Annotated in this window: 8 protein-coding genes, 11 tRNA genes and 3 rRNA genes; all 22 read right to left on the bottom strand. The window is 48.2% G+C overall.

The window, feature by feature from the left end; translation table 11 throughout:
- Positions 1-457: 457 nt before the first annotated feature.
- The 22 genes from ectB to EIM92_RS07470 all read right to left on the bottom strand — a co-directional run bounded on the left by ectB (position 458) and on the right by EIM92_RS07470 (position 20,660).
- Entirely contained in the window at positions 458-1,741 is a 1,284-nt protein-coding gene (gene ectB / locus EIM92_RS07580; protein ID WP_125082143.1) for a diaminobutyrate--2-oxoglutarate transaminase, read from the bottom strand.
- A 648-nt stretch (positions 1,742-2,389) separates the two neighbouring features.
- On the bottom strand, positions 2,390-4,222 hold the full coding sequence (gene glmS, locus EIM92_RS07570; protein ID WP_125082142.1) for a glutamine--fructose-6-phosphate transaminase (isomerizing): 1,833 nt from the start codon (positions 4,220-4,222) through the stop codon (positions 2,390-2,392).
- A gap of 892 nt (positions 4,223-5,114) precedes the next feature.
- On the bottom strand, positions 5,115-6,455 hold the full coding sequence (glmM, locus tag EIM92_RS07565; protein WP_125082141.1) for a phosphoglucosamine mutase: 1,341 nt from the start codon (positions 6,453-6,455) through the stop codon (positions 5,115-5,117).
- 71 nt (positions 6,456-6,526) lie between these two features.
- Complete coding sequence (locus EIM92_RS07560) at positions 6,527-7,885, bottom strand: CdaR family protein (protein WP_125082140.1); 1,359 nt, start codon at positions 7,883-7,885, stop codon at positions 6,527-6,529.
- A complete protein-coding gene (cdaA, locus tag EIM92_RS07555; RefSeq protein WP_125082139.1) occupies positions 7,878-8,708 on the bottom strand; it encodes a diadenylate cyclase CdaA in 831 nt (276 codons plus the stop codon). The genes EIM92_RS07560 and cdaA overlap by 8 nt, the downstream gene beginning before the upstream one ends.
- A gap of 263 nt (positions 8,709-8,971) precedes the next feature.
- Complete coding sequence (locus EIM92_RS07550; RefSeq protein WP_125082138.1) at positions 8,972-9,589, bottom strand: zf-HC2 domain-containing protein; 618 nt, start codon at positions 9,587-9,589, stop codon at positions 8,972-8,974.
- 132 nt (positions 9,590-9,721) lie between these two features.
- Complete coding sequence (gene sigW / locus EIM92_RS07545; RefSeq protein WP_125082137.1) at positions 9,722-10,294, bottom strand: RNA polymerase sigma factor SigW; 573 nt, start codon at positions 10,292-10,294, stop codon at positions 9,722-9,724.
- Positions 10,295-10,554: 260 nt separating this feature from the next.
- Entirely contained in the window at positions 10,555-13,350 is a 2,796-nt protein-coding gene (gene ppc, locus EIM92_RS07540) for a phosphoenolpyruvate carboxylase (protein WP_125082136.1), read from the bottom strand.
- Positions 13,351-14,240: 890 nt separating this feature from the next.
- Positions 14,241-14,314, bottom strand: a tRNA-Gly gene (locus EIM92_RS07535).
- Positions 14,315-14,321: 7 nt separating this feature from the next.
- Positions 14,322-14,398: transfer RNA gene (locus EIM92_RS07530), tRNA-Pro, on the bottom strand.
- Between the two features lie 22 nt (positions 14,399-14,420).
- Positions 14,421-14,497, bottom strand: a tRNA-Arg gene (locus EIM92_RS07525).
- Positions 14,498-14,506: 9 nt separating this feature from the next.
- Positions 14,507-14,581, bottom strand: a tRNA-Gly gene (locus EIM92_RS07520).
- A 6-nt stretch (positions 14,582-14,587) separates the two neighbouring features.
- Positions 14,588-14,672, bottom strand: a tRNA-Leu gene (locus EIM92_RS07515).
- A 12-nt stretch (positions 14,673-14,684) separates the two neighbouring features.
- Positions 14,685-14,757: transfer RNA gene (locus EIM92_RS07510), tRNA-Lys, on the bottom strand.
- A 7-nt stretch (positions 14,758-14,764) separates the two neighbouring features.
- Positions 14,765-14,839: transfer RNA gene (locus EIM92_RS07505), tRNA-Gln, on the bottom strand.
- A gap of 13 nt (positions 14,840-14,852) precedes the next feature.
- Positions 14,853-14,928: transfer RNA gene (locus EIM92_RS07500), tRNA-Val, on the bottom strand.
- 63 nt (positions 14,929-14,991) lie between these two features.
- Positions 14,992-15,066 (bottom strand) — tRNA-Glu (locus tag EIM92_RS07495).
- Positions 15,067-15,094: 28 nt separating this feature from the next.
- A tRNA-Thr gene (locus EIM92_RS07490) sits at positions 15,095-15,170 on the bottom strand.
- Positions 15,171-15,173: 3 nt separating this feature from the next.
- Positions 15,174-15,249, bottom strand: a tRNA-Asn gene (locus tag EIM92_RS07485).
- Between the two features lie 6 nt (positions 15,250-15,255).
- Positions 15,256-15,372: ribosomal RNA gene (rrf, locus tag EIM92_RS07480) — 5S ribosomal RNA — on the bottom strand.
- Positions 15,373-15,520: 148 nt separating this feature from the next.
- A 23S ribosomal RNA gene (locus EIM92_RS07475) occupies positions 15,521-18,636 on the bottom strand.
- Positions 18,637-19,105: 469 nt separating this feature from the next.
- Positions 19,106-20,660: ribosomal RNA gene (locus tag EIM92_RS07470) — 16S ribosomal RNA — on the bottom strand.
- Together the 16S, 23S and 5S rRNA genes with 11 tRNA genes alongside form the textbook arrangement of a ribosomal RNA operon.
- Positions 20,661-20,745 lie beyond the last annotated feature (85 nt).

The following is a 20,745-nucleotide window of genomic DNA, read 5'->3' as shown; positions in this document are numbered from 1 at the left end:
GTAGGACAAGCGATGTTCCTCCCATCGATGTAAGGCTTACTGTAGGGCTCAGGGCGGCCAGCAGGAAGTTGGCCGTACCTCTGGATTCGGCACCGGAGCTTACTTGTCGAAGCCTATATTTAAGGGGTATTGATACACTCTATGTACGATTTGTGTATTCCCCCGCAGCCTAGTGTGGATAGGATAGTTAAAATTTCGTCTGTGGGGTAGTGAGCTTTTCCTACGATTAGATGTAACGATAGTGCTGCATGAGGCTCAAAGAATGCTCTGTATGGCATGAACGGGACAGCTCTTGGATTCACGGTGAATTTCCATGCTGCCTGACGGTACCGCAGGCAGCACGGGGAGAATATCTTCCAACGGGTGAAAACGTTATCTAAACATCAAAGACGCACGTCCTCCCCAGAAGGCACTTCCGTGCCTCTTACCGAGGCAGCCACCGACCTAGCCGAGCCTACTAGGTCGTTAGTAGAAAATCCTGAGTCTCCTGAGAGATCACCTGCTGCATACTGGACTTGATAATGTCGCAGCCGGCGGAAAGATGCTCCATCGAGACGGTTAGCGGAGGCATGATCTTCAGCACGCGGTCTCCTCTGCCAGCTCTTTCAATGATGAGCCCCTTCTCGAAGCTGATCTCCGTCATCCGCTTCGCCCCGGCTTCATCCGTGAAGCCCGAGACGTCAATGCCCCAGATCAGGCCGAGTCCGCGGATGGAAATGGACGGATGCAGAGGCTTGATTTCTTTCTCAAGGAACGAGCGCACAAACTCTTCCTTCTGCTTTACCTGGGCTTCCAGGGCGGATCTGTCCCGAAACTCGAGAGCCGCCTTGGCGGCTACAAAAGCCAGCTGATTACCGCGGAAGGTGCCGTTGTGCTCACCCGGCGACCAGAGATCCAGTTCGGGCTTCAGCAGCAGGAGGGACATTGGCAGGCCGTACCCACTAATCGACTTCGACAGGGTAATAAGATCCGGTTCGATCCCCGCACGTTCGAACGAGAAGAATTCGCCTGTCCGGCCGCAGCCGACTTGAATCTCATCGGTAATGAGCAAGATATCGTGTCTACGGCAAAGCTGCTGCAGCTCACGCAACCACTCCACATCAACGACGTGAATTCCACCTTCGGCTTGTACCGTTTCAAGCAGGATGGCGGCGGGCTTGTCTATTCCGGAGTGCGAATCAGTCAGGATATTCTCAATATAGCCGAGCGTATCCATTTCTGCGAAAGCGCCGCTCGGGTGCGGCATGAACGTAACTCCGTCCAGAGGAAGCCCCGCCCCTTCCCTCATGGACTTGGAGCTTGTCGCCGACAAGCTGCCGAGCGACATGCCGTGGAAGCCGCCCATGAATGCGAATATCCCGTTTCTCTTCTTCGCCTTGCGTGCGAGCTTCAGAGCCGCTTCCACCGCGTTCGTCCCCGTCGGACCGCAGAATTGAAGCTTGTAATTCAGCTTCTTCGGCTTCAGGATCCGCTCCGAGAAGCTCTGGATAAATTCGCGCTTGGCCATTGTATACATGTCCAGACCATGCATAATCCGGTCGGAGGTCAAGTAATCAAGAACCCGGTCCTTGATATAATCGTTGTTATGACCGTAATTCAGTGCCCCGGCACCTGCAAAAAAATCAATATATGCTCTTCCGTCCTCAGAATATAACAGGTCCCCCTTGGCCCGGTCGAATACCACCGGAAAGCTTCTGCAGTAAGATCTTACGTTGGACTCCAACTTTTCAAAAATACTCACGCGCTTCATCCTCCATCGGAATTGGGATATGGTTGGTTTCAACCTTTCTGAACCTTCTGATGTCATGGAGCAACATATTCTCGGCTGTCATTTTCCATAATTGTCGGTCCACGCATGCCGGCTTACTGGGTAGCCAGTAAACTGGTCTTTCGCGCACAGCCCACACAGCTATAAAAACCCTCTAATTCTATTTTCTAGCATAATTGGAAAGTTGACCTAGGTAGAATTATATCAAAATTTCGAAGAATGTATAGTAAATCTTTAGTTAAATATAGTAAATTCTTGGTTAAATATAGTAAAATACCGGTTAAATTTAGCCTTCCTAGCATAAGGTATTTGTATTTTGCCTAAAAAGAGCGAATGGAAAAGATACGCTGGGGAATGGTTTGCCATCAATCGAGGAATTCGACTCGTGTCGACATTCAGGGAGGGTGTCGGCTGATTTGGGGGATCTACCCTGCATAAAAATTAACTTCTACACAAATTAAAAGGGAGCGCCGATTTTTCTCTCGGGCTCCCTTTTAAATGTTCAATCATCTTGCTTATCGGTTCTTTACTAGTTCACAACTTTCTTACTGGTTCATGACATCTTTTACTGGTTCACGACTTTTTTATCACCGGACAAGACAATTGTTTCTAACCTCTCCTCTACTCCACCGTCACGCTCTTCGCCAGGTTGCGCGGCTTGTCGACATCATTGCCGCGAGCCAGGGCAGCGTAGTAAGCAAGGAGCTGCAAAGGCACTACTGACAGCGCCGGAGTAAGCATCGGCAGCGTCTTCGGAATGGAGAGCGCTTGATCGACAGACTTCAGCAAGTCTGCAACATGCTCCTCATGGGTGATAGCCATGACCTCCGCACCGCGTGCTTTCACTTCCTTGATGTTGCTAACGGTCTTCTCCAGCACGTTATCTTGCGTGACCAGCGCAATCACGGGAACGCCTTCTTCGATCAATGCAAGCGTACCGTGCTTCAATTCTCCGGCTGCATAAGCTTCAGAATGGATATAAGAAATCTCCTTCAGCTTCAGTGATCCTTCTTGTACGACGGAGTAATCCAGACCGCGTCCGATAAAGAACAGATGCTCATGATCAGCAATTTGCTCGGCATAAGCTTTCACTGTATCTGCGTTATCCAGCATACTCTCTACTTGCTCAGGCAGGGACTGCATCGCCGCGATAATATGAGCAACTTCGTCCTCGCTTTGTGTGCCACGTACTTGAGCCATATACAAGCTAAGCAGGTAGAACGCGATCAGTTGAGAGGTGTATGCTTTTGTCGAAGCAACAGCAATCTCCGGTCCAGCCAACGTAGCAATAACATCGTCCGCATCGCGTGCGATTGAGCTGCCAACCACGTTTGTAATCGCGAGCACATGGGCCCCATTCGCACGAGCTTCACGCAGCGCAGCCAATGTATCTGCTGTTTCACCGGATTGGCTGACAACGATCACAAGTGTCTCTGGCGTGATCAGAGGCGAGCGATAACGGTATTCGGAAGCAACATCGTTCATCACTGGAATACGAACGAGCTGCTCGATGGCCGTGCCGCCCACAAGCCCAGCATTAAATGCTGTGCCACAGGCTACGATGTGAATACTGTTCAGACTGCGTATTTTTTCTTCTGTCAGCTTTAAATCCGGGAAGATGACCTTGCGTCCATCTCCAGTAATGCGGCCTCTCATCGTATCACGATACGCCTTAGGCTGCTCGTGAATTTCCTTCAGCATGAAATGATCGAAACCGCCCTTTTCCGCAGTTACTGCATCCCAATCGACAGAAATCATTTCCCGAGAAATAAAATTCCCCTCGATGGTCATTAATTCGACAGTATCTTCTGTCAGAACGGCCATCTCACCGTCATTCAAAATATATATTTTACGCGTATAATTTAAAATGGCAGGAATGTCTGAGCCGATGAAGTTCTCACCTTCACCAAGCCCGATAATCAGCGGACTCGCTTGACGTACGGCAACAAGCTTGTTCGGTTCATATTCCGTCAGCACACCGAGCGCAAAAGCACCGCGCATATAACCGATAGCCTTCTGAACCGCCTTAACGATGTCTCCATCGTATTCACGAGCGACCAAATGGGAAATGACCTCCGTATCCGTCTCGGAAACAAACTCGTACCCTTGGCTGATCAACTCTTCCTTTAACTCCAAATAGTTCTCAACGATTCCGTTGTGCACAATGGAGAACTTCTGGCTATGATCGGTATGCGGATGCGAATTCACATCCGACGGCTTGCCATGAGTTGCCCAACGGGTATGTCCAATGCCGGCTGTACCTACAAGCGGAGTATTCTCCAGCTTGGATTCCAAGTTGGCCAAACGTCCGATCGACTTGGTGATTTTCAGGCCTTCCGGCGTAAATACGGCGATACCTGCAGAATCATAGCCCCGGTACTCCAGCTTCTTCAGTCCTTCGATCAATACGGTTTGCGTGTCTCTCTTCCCAATATATCCAACAATCCCACACATATTTATATATCCTCCGTTTCATCATCTCAGAATTGATGTGCTCGAAATGAAAGGAAACGGAAGATTTACACCGCAGTACACAGAGACAACATATTCAATTGTCAAAAATTAAATATATGAAAACAATAAGAAAAGTCTGAAAGTATCCAGGCATTTTCATGAATGTCCATTTCTCTTCGCACTGCGGTTCTCCCGCACTTTCTTTCGCACATTCATGAATATTTATCGTTACTCTCCAGCATCCTTCCGGGAAGTTTGTGAGAACAGTTGCCCGTTCCTTTTGACTTCCTCGGTCACGGTATGGATGAAATACCGGGAGGTCCCCGCCGAACATTTCGAACACCTCCACCTCGTCAGCTTCTATTGCCGAGTCATGATCTTATGTAGGATCATTGCTAGTCGATGCCTAAGCGAGCTTCACTATCTCCCGATGCCCACATCACTCACCATCTATAATTGATTCATCGCAAATCACCGGCACATAAATCATAACCTCGCGCAGTTGAAGCTCTGGCGCTTATATTGCTAGAAACCTCACGATCCTCGCTTTCTTTTTTTGAATATGCTTATTATATGCAACTGCGAACCATTTGGCAATAATCTACTTGTCCCGGTCTTGCTGTGTCCTTGCACTACACTTCTTAATTGGTCCTATCTACTCCCCCTGCTCTTATTGCACTATTTTTATGCTCTTACTGCTCTCTAATCGTTCTCTTATCCTGCCCTGATCGTACTTTTCCCCGTGCTTCTCCCATGCTTCTCCCATGCCTTTACACAGCCCATTCTACTCCGATCATATCTGCAAGCTACCCAAAATAAAAACCGCTGAAACAGGTGCCTCCTGTCCCAGCGGTCATCATACAAAATTACGTAAATAGTCCTTTAAAATATATTATACTAGCTCCGCCTCGACAACGGACACAATTTGCGAAACAAGCTGCTGAAGCTCCCCTTTGTCCGGCCCCTCGGCCATAACCCGAATCAGGGACTCCGTGCCGGAAGGACGCACAAGCACCCGTCCATTGTCCGCAAGCTGGCTTTCGACTGCAGCCACAGCTTTACCTATTGCTTCATTGCCTTCATACTTGCTCTTATCCTGTACGCGCACATTCACCAGCACTTGAGGATACTGTCTCATGACCTGTCTTAGCTCGCTGAGAGATTTACCGGAAGCAACTAAAGTATCGACCAATTGGATCGCTGTTAGAATGCCGTCCCCCGTTGTGCTGTAATCGAGGAAAATCACATGCCCGGATTGCTCCCCGCCCAGCTTATACCCGCCGCGGCGCATCTCCGCCATCACATAGCGGTCACCTACTGCAGTCTGAGCAGTATTCAGTCCAAGCTTCTTCGCTGCCTTATAAAATCCGAAGTTGCTCATGACGGTAGTCACGACAGTACTATCCTTCAATTTTCCAGCACGGTTCATCGCATCACCGCAAATGCAAAGGATATAGTCGCCATCTATCTCTTCACCCTTATCATCAATAGCAATAAGCCGGTCCGCATCACCGTCAAAGGCAAGGCCCAGATCGGCGCCAAGACGTACAACCTCTTTCTTCAGCTCCTCTGGATGGGTCGATCCGCAATGATCGTTGATGTTCAGCCCGTTAGGTTCAGCAGCAATCGTATGCACCTCTGCACCCAACTCTTTGAACAAGCGTGGCGCAAGCTCATAAGCTGCTCCATTCGCGCAATCTAGCACCACTTTAAGACCCTTGAAAGAAGAGGTAATCGTAGATTTTAAAAACTCCAAATACTTCAGCTTAGACTCCGTATCTATCGTTACGCTGCCGAGAGCATCGCCGATCGGTCGCGGAAGCTCATCAACTTCCTTGTCCATCAGCTCTTCGATTTGCAATTCTGTCTCGTCTGACAGCTTGTATCCATCACTACCAAAAAATTTAATGCCATTATCCTGAACCGGATTATGTGAAGCTGAAATCATGACGCCTGCATCCGCCCCCAGCTTTTGAGTCAGGAAGGCGACTGCCGGTGTCGAGACAACTCCTAAGCGAACAACATCTGCTCCAATGGACAATAGCCCTGCTACAAGCGCCGACTCCAGCATGACACCGGAAATCCGGGTATCCATCCCGATCACTACTTTGGGTTTCGGAGCTTGACCTGCCAGAACATATCCTCCACAGCGACCAATTTTGTATGCCAATTCTGCTGTCAGTTCCTTATTTGCAACTCCACGTACTCCATCCGTTCCAAAATACTTTCCCATGATTTCACTCCTTCTACGTTATGTGAGATTGATGCCGCTATCGTTATTTTACGGCAAACATACTACTTCTGTTACCCGCCAACATTTGTTTCGCCATTATTATCCCCTTCTACATTCTCCGATGGGGAAACTACAGCATCCTCATCATTGGCGGAATTTGAATCCGGCTGCACTTCGGGCTCCGTTTGAGCCGGCTCGACATTCTCTACAATTTCCACGCTGATTTGCCTGGAGTTATCGCTCTCGGCAAGTCCGACGTGAAGCGGCAATGTAATTTCAACGGGAACCATATGCGTTCCCGGCCCTAGACCTGATAAATCGGCAGTAATCTTAATATCCTCCGGCTTCAGCTTATCAAGTACTTCTTGAGCCCCCAAAACCTGAAGTGAGATCTTGTTCTCTGCCGGTTCAAGAATCGTCGCTGTCAGCTGCTGATTATCCTGCTTAAGGGTAATCGGAATATTGTTAATCTGCTTTTCGCCAGGCGGTTCCACTTTAACGGTAATCGTAACGGAGCTAGGCTCGATTTTCTCAGAACCTTCGGGTGGAGTCAAGTCCACTGTATACCTAGTTTGATTAGTTCCTTTGAATTGACTTAAATCTACAAAAACTGAGTACGAAGAAATACCGTCTATCACTTCTTTAGACCCATATATAGCTACACCGTTAACATCGCTCTCCACACTGGAGACGACCAGTCCATCCGGCAATTGTCCGACTTCTCTAATTTCTAGCGGGACATTCTTGTACAGCTTTGTAATTGGTATATCCACATCCACCGATGAAGGTACAATTCTAGCATTCTTCATTTCGCGTCCCTGCTTGTCATAAGCGACCAGCTTTACGCTTTTCCCCTTAATAGGCTCTGCTATACCGTTAATATCCACAACGCCTTGCACTCGCCCTAGTTCCACTAATTCACTCTCAGGCAGGGTCACTCGAACTACCCCGGATCCAGACACGACCGGAGACCCTAACTGCATGCCTTGTGCCGGCTGCCCCTTGGTAACGATATTAACAGTAACGTCCTTTGACTGCTTTGCCTCAATCGTAACTTTAACAATCGACGGACTCATGGAAACTAGCTGGACTCCCGGCGGCAGCTCATGGGTGAGTGGCTGGGACGACGTGCCTGGCTCCACATCACTCAAGTCAAGTTTGACCTTATAATCGGAGAAATTCGTCGTAATATCTGTGCGTTTTCCCCGCACCTCTAACCTAACCTTATCGGTCTCGAGCCCGGCTAGGACATAATTGTCGCTATCAAAGCCCACAACTTGAATTTTAACGTTGGGAATCACTTTCGTATTTACTACAGGTGTTGGCGCAACAGGTGTACCGCTGTCCAGATGCACCATTGCCCATAAAATGATACTAACTATTAGTGCGATCACTTTAGCAACATTGTTATGGCTCAGCCATTTATCCATTCTTCCCGCCCTCCTTCTTCTTCCAGAAAGGCGTACGCTTCTCAACCGGGCTTGAATTCGGCCCCAACTCTTCATACAGCTTCGAAATTAATGACTCCTCATTAATGTCACGAACAACCTGACCGTCTACCGCTAAGGAGATCTGCCCAGTCTCCTCAGAAACAATAATGGAAATCGCGTCTCCGACTTCACTGATCCCAATCGCTGCACGGTGACGTGTCCCCAATTCCTTACTAATAAAAGGGTTCTCTGACAGCGGCAAATAACAGGCCGCCGCAGCAATTCGGTGCCCCTGTATAATTACAGCTCCGTCATGGAGCGGAGTATTTGGAATAAATATATTAATCAACAGCTGGGATGAAATCATGGATTGCATCGGTATGCCTGATTCCGTATATTCATTTAAACCAGTATCCCTTTCAAATACGATAAGCGCTCCGATTTTTCTACGTGATAAATAATTAATGGCCTTAATAATTTCATTTACTTCCTTACCGAATGCCTCTTCATCCACCGTGCTTCTTCCAAATAGTTTGCCACGGCCAAGCTGCTCTAGAGCCCGTCTAAGCTCAGGCTGAAATATAATAAAGATCGCCAGCACACCAAACGTAAACATTTGGTTCATAAGCCATTTCAACGTATATAAATCAAACCAGGTGCTCACAGCCCAGATGACAACAAGAAATAGAATCCCCTTAAGCAGTTGAACCGCCCGAGTACCACGCACCAACAGTATAAGGTGATAAATGATATAAGTAACGATAAGTATATCGATAATATCCTTAATGGTATCCTGCCAAGTTAAATTTGCAAAATAGTTCATGGTGCAACCCCCGGTTATCTCTCCGTTAACTTCAGTCGCCAACAAAGAAACATTTATGTACTCGCATCGATCGGTGAAACTGCTTCTATATATATTTTCCCCTTAAACTCTAGGTTATAACGTTCACAATCCAGATGCAAGTACTCGCGAGAAATAGCATCTTTCGTCTGTCTATGCAGTAATTCCCTTTAATACAAAAAAATAAAAAGCGCCTTGATCCCAGTAGGGGAGGCGCCAATAATTTACCCTTAACTACTATGTCACTACCTGTAGGCGACTTCCGTAAAAGTATTCGTAATCCTGTACCAAATCCAATCCAACGCTTGATCGATGCTCTTGATCTCACCTAAAATTTTTGCGGTGGAAGCCTGATAATACGAGCCATCGATAACTGTAAGATTTCCTTCTACTTCACCGTAGATTTCTGCCGTGCCATTTTCTACAGTTAAGTTGCCGGCTACCTTAGAGCCACTTGGAACTGTTACAGTCCTGCCGTTGATCACAACCTGATCCAGATCCTTCCCTTTTACTACAAGCTGATCATCACTATTCCACAAGGATAGGGCGCTGAACAGCATCACTAACAAGAACATCGCGGCCGCCGTTAAAGCAGGGTGCCTCTTGACCCATTGGAGCCAAGCGCGCTGTTTGTGTTGACTGGGAATGGTACTCATAATCCGGTCTACCAGCTCGTCGGAAGCAGAGAACGAAGATTGCTTAAAAGTCGCAAACAACATCATTTCCGTTTGCTCTAGTTCCTTAAAATGCATCTGGCAGGATGGACATTCCTGAAGATGACTTTTGAGTGACAATACCTCTTCCCCAAACAACTCGTCATCTAAATACTCATGCATTAATGAGGTGGCTTGTTTGCAATCCATATCAGCCAGTCCTTTCAGTAAAATCTATGCAAAACCAAAAACCACGGCTTAATTAGTCGTCCTACCATACAATACGTTCTGTCCAGCATAACGTTTCAAAAAACTAAATATTTCCTGCTATATGGTAAAAGACTATAGAACTTTATGCTGCAACTTTTTACGTAAAAACTCGCGTCCTCGATGGAGTCGCGTTTTGACCGTAGTGACTGGCATATCCAGCACCTCGCTAATTTCGTTTAGCGACAACTCCTGCAAATATCTTAACATGATGACTGATTTGTATTTTGCCGGCAATCCTTCAATCGCATTATGAATCATCTGCTGTGTCTCAGAGAGCAGGTATTCACTTTCGGGCGTCCGTTCATCCCCTGGAATCAGAGTGTAACCGTCTAAACCCTCCTGATCGTTCATCTCCGCATCCAAGTAGTAATTCGGCTTGCGCTTGCGAAGTCTGTCTATGCATAAATTGGTGGCTATTCGGTACAGCCACGTAGAAAACTTCTGCTTCTCATCATAGCGGTGCCAGTTTTTATAGACACGTAAAAACGTCTCCTGCACGATGTCCTCCGATTCATGACGGTTCGACAGCATACGGTAGGCCAGATGAAATATTCTATCCTTATATAAATCCACAAGGTCAGCAAAAGATTCCTGATCCCCTTGGCGGGCTAGCTTCACTAATCTCACATCAAAATGATCTACCATTGAATTTCCCCCAGATTCATGGACGGGCTTCAATTCTTCACCCTGCCAGTCCGGCCATCGGCGCCATTAATAACGAGGCATCTATACCGGCGGCACTTCATTCCAAATGTTAATTCATGTTTGTCCAAAAAGCAAGATATGCTATCTCGGAAAGCCTTTTAAAACGTCAAATCTTTTGAAAGAAGATATGTAAATTTAAAACAAGCCGGTTCCTCGTCATGGGAGGTTTCCGGCTTGTTTGTTGTAACTGAATCTCGTTATCAGCCTGTATTTCTAAGGCCGGCGGCAATTCCATTAATGGTAAGCAATACTTCACGCAAAAGAATCGGATCATCCTGATCCTTCTCACGAATTGCGCGGAGTTCACTCAGCAGTTGTACCTGCAAATAACTTAATGGATCGATATAAGGATTACGCTGGCGAATGGATTCCTGAAGTCCCGGATTATGACCCAGAATGTCCGTTTGTCCTGTAATCTTCAGAATCATATCCTTCGTCAAATGGAACTCCTCTTCGATCTGTTTGAAAATACGATCTCTTATTTCTTCATCACTGCACATTGCAGCATATTCTTTGGCAATGACTAAATCAGCCTTGACGATCGCGAATTGAAGTGTGTCGATAACCGAACGGAAGAAAGAGAAATTCTCATACATTTCTTGCAGTACTTTCAGATTTTCTTCCTTACCCTGATAGAAATGGTACAATCCAGTTCCAGCCGCATACCAAGCCGGGAACAGATATCGGCTCTGCGTCCAGGCGAACACCCATGGAATAGCACGTAGATCCTCAAAACGATCACTATTTCTTCGTTTCGATGGTCTGGATCCGATATTCAGTTCGCCGACTTCCAGTAGAGGTGTAGATTCCTTGAAGTATTTCAGGAAATCCGGCTCACGGAATACCAAGTCCTGATACTTTTTCAATGAAGTCTCAGAAATACCCGCACTAATCTCTTCCCACTTTTGTTCGTTCTCGTCGTTATCTTGATGAAGCTTGGCATTGATCGCCGCGGTAATTAAGGCTGAGGTAGCCTGCTCCAAGCTGCGATAAGCGATGCCTTTCAAGGAGTAACGGGAAGATATAACCTCGCCTTGCTCCGTAATCTTAATACCTCCACCGATCGTTGACGCCGGTTGGACCAGAATACTGCGGTTCAGCGGCATTCCTCCGCGTCCTAACGCCCCACCGCGTCCATGGAAAAACTTCAGCTTCACGCCGAAATCATTAGCTGCCGCGGTAATCTGCTTCAGAGCAACCCGCAACTCCCAGTTTGCTGTCACTACTCCGCCGTCTTTATTGCTGTCAGAATAACCAAGCATAATCTCCTGTAGGTCATTCATAGCTGTTATCGACTGACGATAAATCGGCATACTGAACAAGGTGCTCATAATTCCAGGCGCAGCATGAAGATCATCAATTGTCTCGAACAGTGGCACAGACTGAAGGGTACAGACAACCGTGCCATCCGCTTCCTTCCGGAACAACCCTACCTCTTTCGAAAAGACCATAACCTCAAGAATGTCACTTGCTGCTTCCGTCATACTAATCAAGTAGCTGGTAATACACTGATTTCCGAATTCCTGCTGAGCTCGGAATACGGTACGGTATACATTCAGACACTCTGTAGTACTCTCGCTGTACTCCTGATAAGGGGAAGTTAGAGGACGAGGATCGTTGAGCAGTTGTTCAAGCAGCTTAATCTTCTCTTCTTCCTGCAATTCAGCGTAATTACTTACAATGTTCATGTTCGCCAATATTTCCGTCATGGCATTCTCATGTTCCTGACTATGCTGACGAATATCTAGTGTCGCCGTATGGAAACCAAACAGTTCCACTTGACGGATCATTTTCTGAATATGTGTATCCGCAACGTAATCTGCATAATGATGACGCAAGCTGCGGTCGATGATTCTCAGATCTTGAATAAGCTCGTTGACGTTCGCATAACGCTCCGGTGTGCCCTTTTTGGAATCATCCAGCAAGTTATGGAGCTTTTCCGTCATATAAGTAAGCTTAACCCGATATGGTTCCTTCTCATTGAGCCATTGCGGCGTCTTGTGCAAGGTAACCTGTAGACGATCCCTTTGGATCGAAGCTTCCAGTTCGTTCGTAACATCCACGATTGTCGTACTGAAGCTTAAATGCTTAAACAGCTCTGCCAGACAACGCTGGTATTCGCGTACAACGAGCTTGCGCTGCATTTTCAGCGTCTGCCACGTCACATCAGCCGTCACGGATGGGTTGCCATCTCGGTCTCCGCCAATCCACGATCCAAAACGTAGATAGGTAGGCACGTGCCACAAATGCTCTGGGTAGTATTTGCTTAAGCATCTCTCTAACTCCAAATATACCTCAGGAAGTACCTGGAAAAGAGTCTCATGGAAATAATACATTCCATTACGTACTTCATCGATAACCGTTGGTTTACGATCCCGTAATTCATCAGTTTGCCAAAGCGTAATCACTTCATTAAGCAGCTTCTCGCGGAGCTGCTCTCGCTCACGGAAGGTTAGCGTTGGATTATCTAACTGCATGACATCGTCAGCAATCCGCTTATGAATGTCCAGGATGGCCCGGCGCATCGCCTCCGTTGGATGAGCCGTCATCACTAGTTCCAAAGACATTCCTTCCAGAATTTCCTGAGCTTCCGCATAATTGAATCCACGTTCCTTCAGATCCCTTACAGAGGCTTCAATTGAACCTGATTGAACTGATTCGCCCGCTGATCGTTCCAAGTCTCTTCTCCGGCGAATTCGATGGTTCTGCTCTGCAATATTGACCAATTGAAAATAAATAGCGAATGCACGGATTACTTGGTGACGAATGTCGGGTTCAAGAGAATTAATCATATCTTTAAATTCATCATGCAATTCCGGTAAAAATACAGCCCGCAGCGATTTACTGGCTTCACGAATCTTCTCGACAATATCCAAGAGCTCATTACCGCCCTGATGAACCAGGACCTCTCCTAGAATATTGCCCAAAAAACGGATGTCGCGCCGAAGCAGGTTATTTGAATTGCTTTTGCCTGCGGTCACTGTTAATTCAGTCATGTTTCTCCCCCATTTCATCCCTATTCCGTCTTTCTAAAGCCTTCCTACTATCATACAATAAACTGTTCTGAAAATCTTCACTTTATTGTAAAGTAGTTTCAGAAAAATTTAGGCAGTTAATAGCCTATACTGACTTTTTATACACTTGTACGCATAAGATGCCTTTTCTATCAGGAATTTATCAATGAAAAATTAATATTTATGCATCACAACCGTAATTATACAAATTACACATTCATAGAGTCCAATACCTAACTTATCACGGTGAAGCAATAAAATGCAATAGTATATTTAGGCGAAAATAACACATTTCAGCATAATTCAACCTAATGCTCTATATAACGAGCTCGGTGCAAGTGATGAATATGAATTTTTATGTAACTTTTTAAGTGTAAAAGAATCCTGATGCATTGACTTCATTTTCGCAGCCATGAGGTCATGCTCTATAGACTTATCTATACAAGGTAGATTCATCAATATACAAGCCTCCTTATTATCCTGCATGGGCCTTCTGTAGGATTTTCGCCTGGAGGCATCGGCAAGCTGCATTGTTCATACATAGCCTAAAGTACTCAGAACAATCCTAGACACTCGGAAAATTGATGCCCTAATGGCAGGCAAACAATCAATTTAAGCTGTTTCAAATTGGATTTTCACATTTTCTTTTTCATCTCCCCCATATGGCGCGTCTCCTTCCTCTATGGAAAACACTACAGGCACGCTAGAGCGCCTGCTTCCGCCCGCCTGAAACGTTGAGAGCTCATCCTTAGCTTAGTTCTAGATCGGAGGGGTCGGGATATTTACGCTCATGCAGGAGCTATACATTTAACCAAACTAATATCTTCTTCAGAAAACAAAAAAACTGCCCACAAGGCAGTGTTGTTTATTTATGGAGCGGGTGATGGGAATCGAACCCACGCTACCAGCTTGGAAGGCTGGAGTTCTACCATTGAACTACACCCGCATCATTATGGTCGGGACGACACGATTTGAACATGCGACCCCCTGGTCCCAAACCAGGTGCTCTACCAAGCTGAGCTACGTCCCGATAATGATGTATTAAAAATAAGTGGCACGCCCTGAGAGATTCGAACTCCCGACCTTTTGATTCGTAGTCAAACGCTCTATCCAGCTGAGCTAAGGGCGCATATCTATATGGAGCGGACGACGGGAATCGAACCCGCGACCCTCGCCTTGGCAAGGCGATGCTCTACCGCTGAGCCACGTCCGCATAACTTGGTGCGCGTGGAGGGACTTGAACCCCCACATCCGAAGACGCTAGATCCTAAGTCTAGTGCGTCTGCCAATTCCGCCACACGCGCATTTCTTAAAAGTGAGCCATGAAGGACTCGAACCTTCGACACCCTGATTAAAAGTCAGGTGCTCTACCAACTGAGCTAATGGCTCATGCAAATGGCTGGGGATATAGGATTCGAACCTATGAATGACGGAGTCAAAGTCCGTTGCCTTACCGCTTGGCTAATCCCCAATAAAATTTCTAATGGTGGAGGCTAACGGGATCGAACCGCTGACCCTCTGCTTGTAAGGCAGATGCTCTCCCAGCTGAGCTAAGCCTCCGTATGTATGCAGTGGGCTTTCCACCTGAGGGATTCTCACCCCTATGATGCATATTAAAGAAGGTGGTGACCCGTAGGGGATTCGAACCCCTGTTACCTCCGTGAAAGGGAGGTGTCTTAACCCCTTGACCAACGGGCCGGATAATTTACTTCATAAGCAAAGACAGTGGAGCTCTCAACCGGGATCGAACCGGTGACCTCATCCTTACCATGGATGCACTCTACCTACTGAGCTATGAGAGCAAATGGCTCCCCGAACAGGACTCGAACCTGTGACAACTCGATTAACAGTCGAGTGCTCTACCGACTGAGCTATCAGGGAACATCCGCTTGGCGACTTCCTACTCTCCCAGGACCCTGCGGTCCAAGTACCATCGGCGCTGGAGGGCTTAACGGTCGTGTTCGAGATGGGTACGTGTGGAACCCCTCCGCCATTGCCACCAAACGAGTTCAGATGTTTGATCACCTGAAAACTGGATACGAAACTTCATTTGCGTGTTAGCCCCCACTACCAAGGCTGGTAATGTTCTCGGGGTCCCCGCAAAGTAATCGGAATCAGCATCAAAGCTATTCTTCACTTTTTGGGGTAAAGTTTGGATAAGCCCTCGACCGATTAGTACCTGTCAGCTCCATACATTGCTGCACTTCCACCTCAGGCCTATCAACCTCGTCGTCTTCAAGGGGTCTTACTAATTGGGAAATCTCATCTTGAGGAGGGCTTCACGCTTAGATGCTTTCAGCGTTTATCCCATCCGCACGTAGCTACCCAGCTATGCTCCTGGCGGAACAACTGGTGCACCAGCGGTGCGTCCATCCCGGTCCTCTCGTACTAAGGACAGCTCCTCTCAAATTTCCTACGCCCACGACAGATAGGGACCGAACTGTCTCACGACGTTCTGAACCCAGCTCGCGTACCGCTTTAATGGGCGAACAGCCCAACCCTTGGGACCTACTTCAGCCCCAGGATGCGATGAGCCGACATCGAGGTGCCAAACCTCCCCGTCGATGTGGACTCTTGGGGGAGATAAGCCTGTTATCCCCAGGGTAGCTTTTATCCGTTGAGCGATGGCCCTTCCATGCGGTACCACCGGATCACTAAGCCCGACTTTCGTCCCTGCTCGACTTGTCAGTCTCGCAGTCAAGCTCCCTTTTGCCTTTGCACTCTACGAATGATTTCCAACCATTCTGAGGGAACCTTGGGGCGCCTCCGTTACTCTTTAGGAGGCGACCGCCCCAGTCAAACTACCCGCCTGACACTGTCCCCGAACCGGATCACGGTCCTAGGTTAGAACTTCGATACGATCAGGGTGGTATCCCAACGATGCCTCCACCGAAGCTGGCGCTCCGGATTCCTAGGCTCCCACCTATCCTGTACAAATCGCATCAAAGTTCAATATCAAGCTGTAGTAAAGCTCCATGGGGTCTTTCCGTCTTGTCGCGGGTAACCTGCATCTTCACAGGTATTAAAATTTCACCGGATCTCTCGTTGAGACAGCGCCCAAGTCGTTACGCCATTCGTGCGGGTCAGAATTTACCTGACAAGGAATTTCGCTACCTTAGGACCGTTATAGTTACGGCCGCCGTTTACTGGGGCTTCGGTTCACAGCTTCGGGATTGCTCCCTAACCGCTCCCCTTAACCTTCCAGCACCGGGCAGGCGTCAGCCCGTATACTTCGCCTTACGGCTTCGCACAGACCTGTGTTTTTGCTAAACAGTCGCTTGGGCCTTTTCACTGCGGCCCCCTCGTGCTATTCACACTACCGGGGCACCCCTTCTCCCAAAGTTACGGGGTCATTTTGCCGAGTTCCTTAACGAGAGTTCTTCCGCGCGCCTTAGAATTCTCTTCTCGCCTACCTGTGTCGGTTTGCGGTACGGGCACCTTCTCCTGGCTAGAGGCTTTTCTCGGCAGTGTGAGATCATGACCTTCGGTACTGTAAATTTTCCCTCCCCATCACAGCCCAGCCTTAACGATGTGCGGATTTGCCTACACATCAGCCTCACTGCTTGGACGAGCATCCATCAGCTCGCGTCACTACCCTACTGCGTCACCCCATCGCTCATAACGGATTATGGTGGTACAGGAATTTCAACCTGTTGTCCTTCGACTACGCCTTTCGGCCTCGCCTTAGGTCCCGACTTACCCTGAGCGGACGAACCTTCCTCAGGAAACCTTGGGCTTTCGGCGGATCAGATTCTCACTGATCTTTTCGTTACTCATACCGGCATTCTCACTTGTATGCAGTCCACCAGTCCTCCCGGTCCAACTTCAATCCACATACAACGCTCCCCTACCCCTGAATCGACTTCACTCCAGCTTCGAAGTGATCGGTTTAACCCCTGGAGCATTTGGCCGAAACCCATGAACCATTTCAAAGGTTGCTTTCGGCAAAAATGTCTCGTAGTATCCACCGCTTCAAAGAAGCAGTGAAGTCGATTCAAGCCATAGCTTCGGTGGTGTGTTTAGCCCCGTTACATTTTCGGCGCAGAGTCACTCGACCAGTGAGCTATTACGCACTCTTTAAATGATGGCTGCTTCTAAGCCAACATCCTGGTTGTCTGTGCAACTCCACATCCTTTCCCACTTAACACACACTTGGGGACCTTAGCTGATGGTCTGGGCTGTTTCCCTCTTGACAATGGATCTTAGCACTCACTGTCTGACTCCCGGTTATAAGTCCATGGCATTCGGAGTTTGACTGAGCTTGGTAACCCTTGGCGGGCCCCGCACCCAATCAGTGCTCTACCTCCACGACTCTATTCACCGAGGCTAGCCCTAAAGCTATTTCGGGGAGAACCAGCTATCTCCGAGTTCGATTGGTATTTCTCCGCTACCCCCACCTCATCCCCGCATTTTTCAACATACGTGGGTTCGGGCCTCCAGTGCGTGTTACCGCACCTTCACCCTGGACAGGGGTAGATCACCCGGTTTCGGGTCTACGTCCACGTACTAAATCGCCCTATTCAGACTCGCTTTCGCTGCGGCTTCGGCTCTTCACCTTAACCTTGCACGGGAACGTAACTCGCCGGTTCATTCTACAAAAGGCACGCCATCACCCGTGCGGAAACAAGTTTCCGCATAGGGCTCTGACTTCTTGTAAGCACACGGTTTCAGGTTCTTTTTCACTCCCCTTCCGGGGTGCTTTTCACCTTTCCCTCACGGTACTGCTTCACTATCGGTCGCTAGGGAGTATTTAGCCTTACCAGATGGTCCTGGCAGATTCATACGGGGTTTCACGTGCCCCGCACTACTCGGGATCCGTCTCGGAGGGAACAGACTTTCAATTACAGGGCTTTTACCTTCTATGGCCGGCCTTTCCAGACCTGTTCGTCTAATCGGTTCCTTTGTAACTCCGTGTGAGACGTCCCACAACCCCAGAGAGCAAGCTCTCTGGTTTAGGCTGTTCCGCGTTCGCTCGCCGCTACTGACGGAATCACTTGAAAGCAATACGAAGTATTGCTACTTCGTAAGCATTCGCATTTGTTTTCTCTTCCTCAGGGTACTTAGATGTTTCAGTTCCCCTGGTATGCCTCTTCACACCCTATGTATTCAGATGTGAGTGACTGCGTATTACCACAGCCGGGTTTCCCCATTCGGACACCCCCGGATCAAAGCTTGCTTACAGCTCCCCGAGGCAGTTTCGTTGTTCGCCACGTCCTTCGTCGGCTCCTAGCGCCTAGGCATCCTCCGTGTGCTCTTAGTAGCTTAACCATAATCGCTCGCATTTTGGGCTATTCGCTCTGTTGCTCCTTGATTTCTTGATCTTATAAATTCATATAAGGAAGAAATCAACTCACAAAGGATCGCCTATCCCAAAACGTTCGCTAGTATCACTACCTTTATTCACTTCCTTGGTCAATCACTTGACACAAGTTCAGCTAAAAGGAATATTTCTAAAACGCAAATTTCGTTTCGTATATCCAGTTTTCAAGGATCAAGTTTCTTCGCCATTGGACTGGCGGAAGAATATCTTATCATCTTTCAGCTTTCCGTTTCAACGGTAAGTGTTGGAAGATAAGTTTGAGAGTTGAACTCTCAAAACTGACCAACGAGTGAGCTAAAAGCTTTACGAAGTAAAGCTACTTCGAAAGCATATACCTCTTTGCATCTGCAAAGGGATCGGCGACTTTCGTCAGCCTTTTTTTTGAATGTTCTCGTTGCAGAGAACGATTCTCCATAGAAAGGAGGTGATCCAGCCGCACCTTCCGATACGGCTACCTTGTTACGACTTCACCCCAATCATCTACCCCACCTTCGGCGGCTGGCCCCTTGCGGTTACCTCACCGACTTCGGGTGTTGTAAACTCTCGTGGTGTGACGGGCGGTGTGTACAAGACCCGGGAACGTATTCACCGCGGCATGCTGATCCGCGATTACTAGCAATTCCGACTTCATGCAGGCGAGTTGCAGCCTGCAATCCGAACTGAGACCAGCTTTGATAGGATTCGCTCCACCTCGCGGTTTCGCTTCCCGTTGTACTGGCCATTGTAGTACGTGTGTAGCCCAGGTCATAAGGGGCATGATGATTTGACGTCATCCCCACCTTCCTCCGGTTTGTCACCGGCAGTCACCTTAGAGTGCCCATCCGAAATGCTGGCAACTAAGATCAAGGGTTGCGCTCGTTGCGGGACTTAACCCAACATCTCACGACACGAGCTGACGACAACCATGCACCACCTGTGTCCCCTGCTCCGAAGAGAAGCTCTATCTCTAGAGCGGTCAGAGGCATGTCAAGACCTGGTAAGGTTCTTCGCGTTGCTTCGAATTAAACCACATACTCCACTGCTTGTGCGGGTCCCCGTCAATTCCTTTGAGTTTCAGTCTTGCGACCGTACTCCCCAGGCGGAATGCTTAATGTGTTTACTTCGGCACCAAGGGTATCGAAACCCCTAACACCTAGCATTCATCGTTTACGGCGTGGACTACCAGGGTATCTAATCCTGTTTGCTACCCACGCTTTCGCGCCTCAGCGTCAGTTACAGCCCAGAGAGTCGCCTTCGCCACTGGTGTTCCTCCACATATCTACGCATTTCACCGCTACACGTGGAATTCCACTCTCCTCTTCTGCACTCAAGCCACCCAGTTTCCAGTGCGACCCGGAGTTGAGCCCCGGGATTAAACACCAGACTTAAATGACCGCCTGCGCGCGCTTTACGCCCAATAATTCCGGACAACGCTTGCCCCCTACGTATTACCGCGGCTGCTGGCACGTAGTTAGCCGGGGCTTTCTTCTCAGGTACCGTCACTCTTAGAGCAGTTACTCTCCAAGACGTTCTTCCCTGGCAACAGAGCTTTACGATCCGAAAACCTTCATCACTCACGCGGCGTTGCTCCGTCAGACTTGCGTCCATTGCGGAAGATTCCCTACTGCTGCCTCCCGTAGGAGTCTGGGCCGTGTCTCAGTCCCAGTGTGGCCGTTCACCCTCTCAGGTCGGCTACGCATCGTCGCCTTGGTGAGCCGTTACCTCACCAACTAGCTAATGCGCCGTAGGCCCATCCCTTAGTGACAGATTGCTCCGTCTTTCATTATTCCTTCATGCGAAGAAATAAATTATCCGGTATTAGCTAACGTTTCCGCTAGTTATCCCAGGCTGAGGGGCAGGTTGCCTACGTATTACTCACCCGTCCGCCGCTAGATCATTTCGGAAGCAAGCTTCCAAAATAATCCCGCTCGACTTGCATGTATTAGGCACGCCGCCAGCGTTCGTCCTGAGCCAGGATCAAACTCTCCAATAAAGTGTTTGACTTGCTCATTTTGAATCTGACGAGATCAGATTTGCATCTGACTCTATTTTTAGATTTCACTTCCGTGAAACCCGCT

The organism is Paenibacillus lentus, assembly GCF_003931855.1.
Classification (GTDB): domain Bacteria; phylum Bacillota; class Bacilli; order Paenibacillales; family Paenibacillaceae; genus Fontibacillus; species Fontibacillus lentus.
This window is presented reverse-complemented; position numbering and strand designations above follow the sequence as displayed.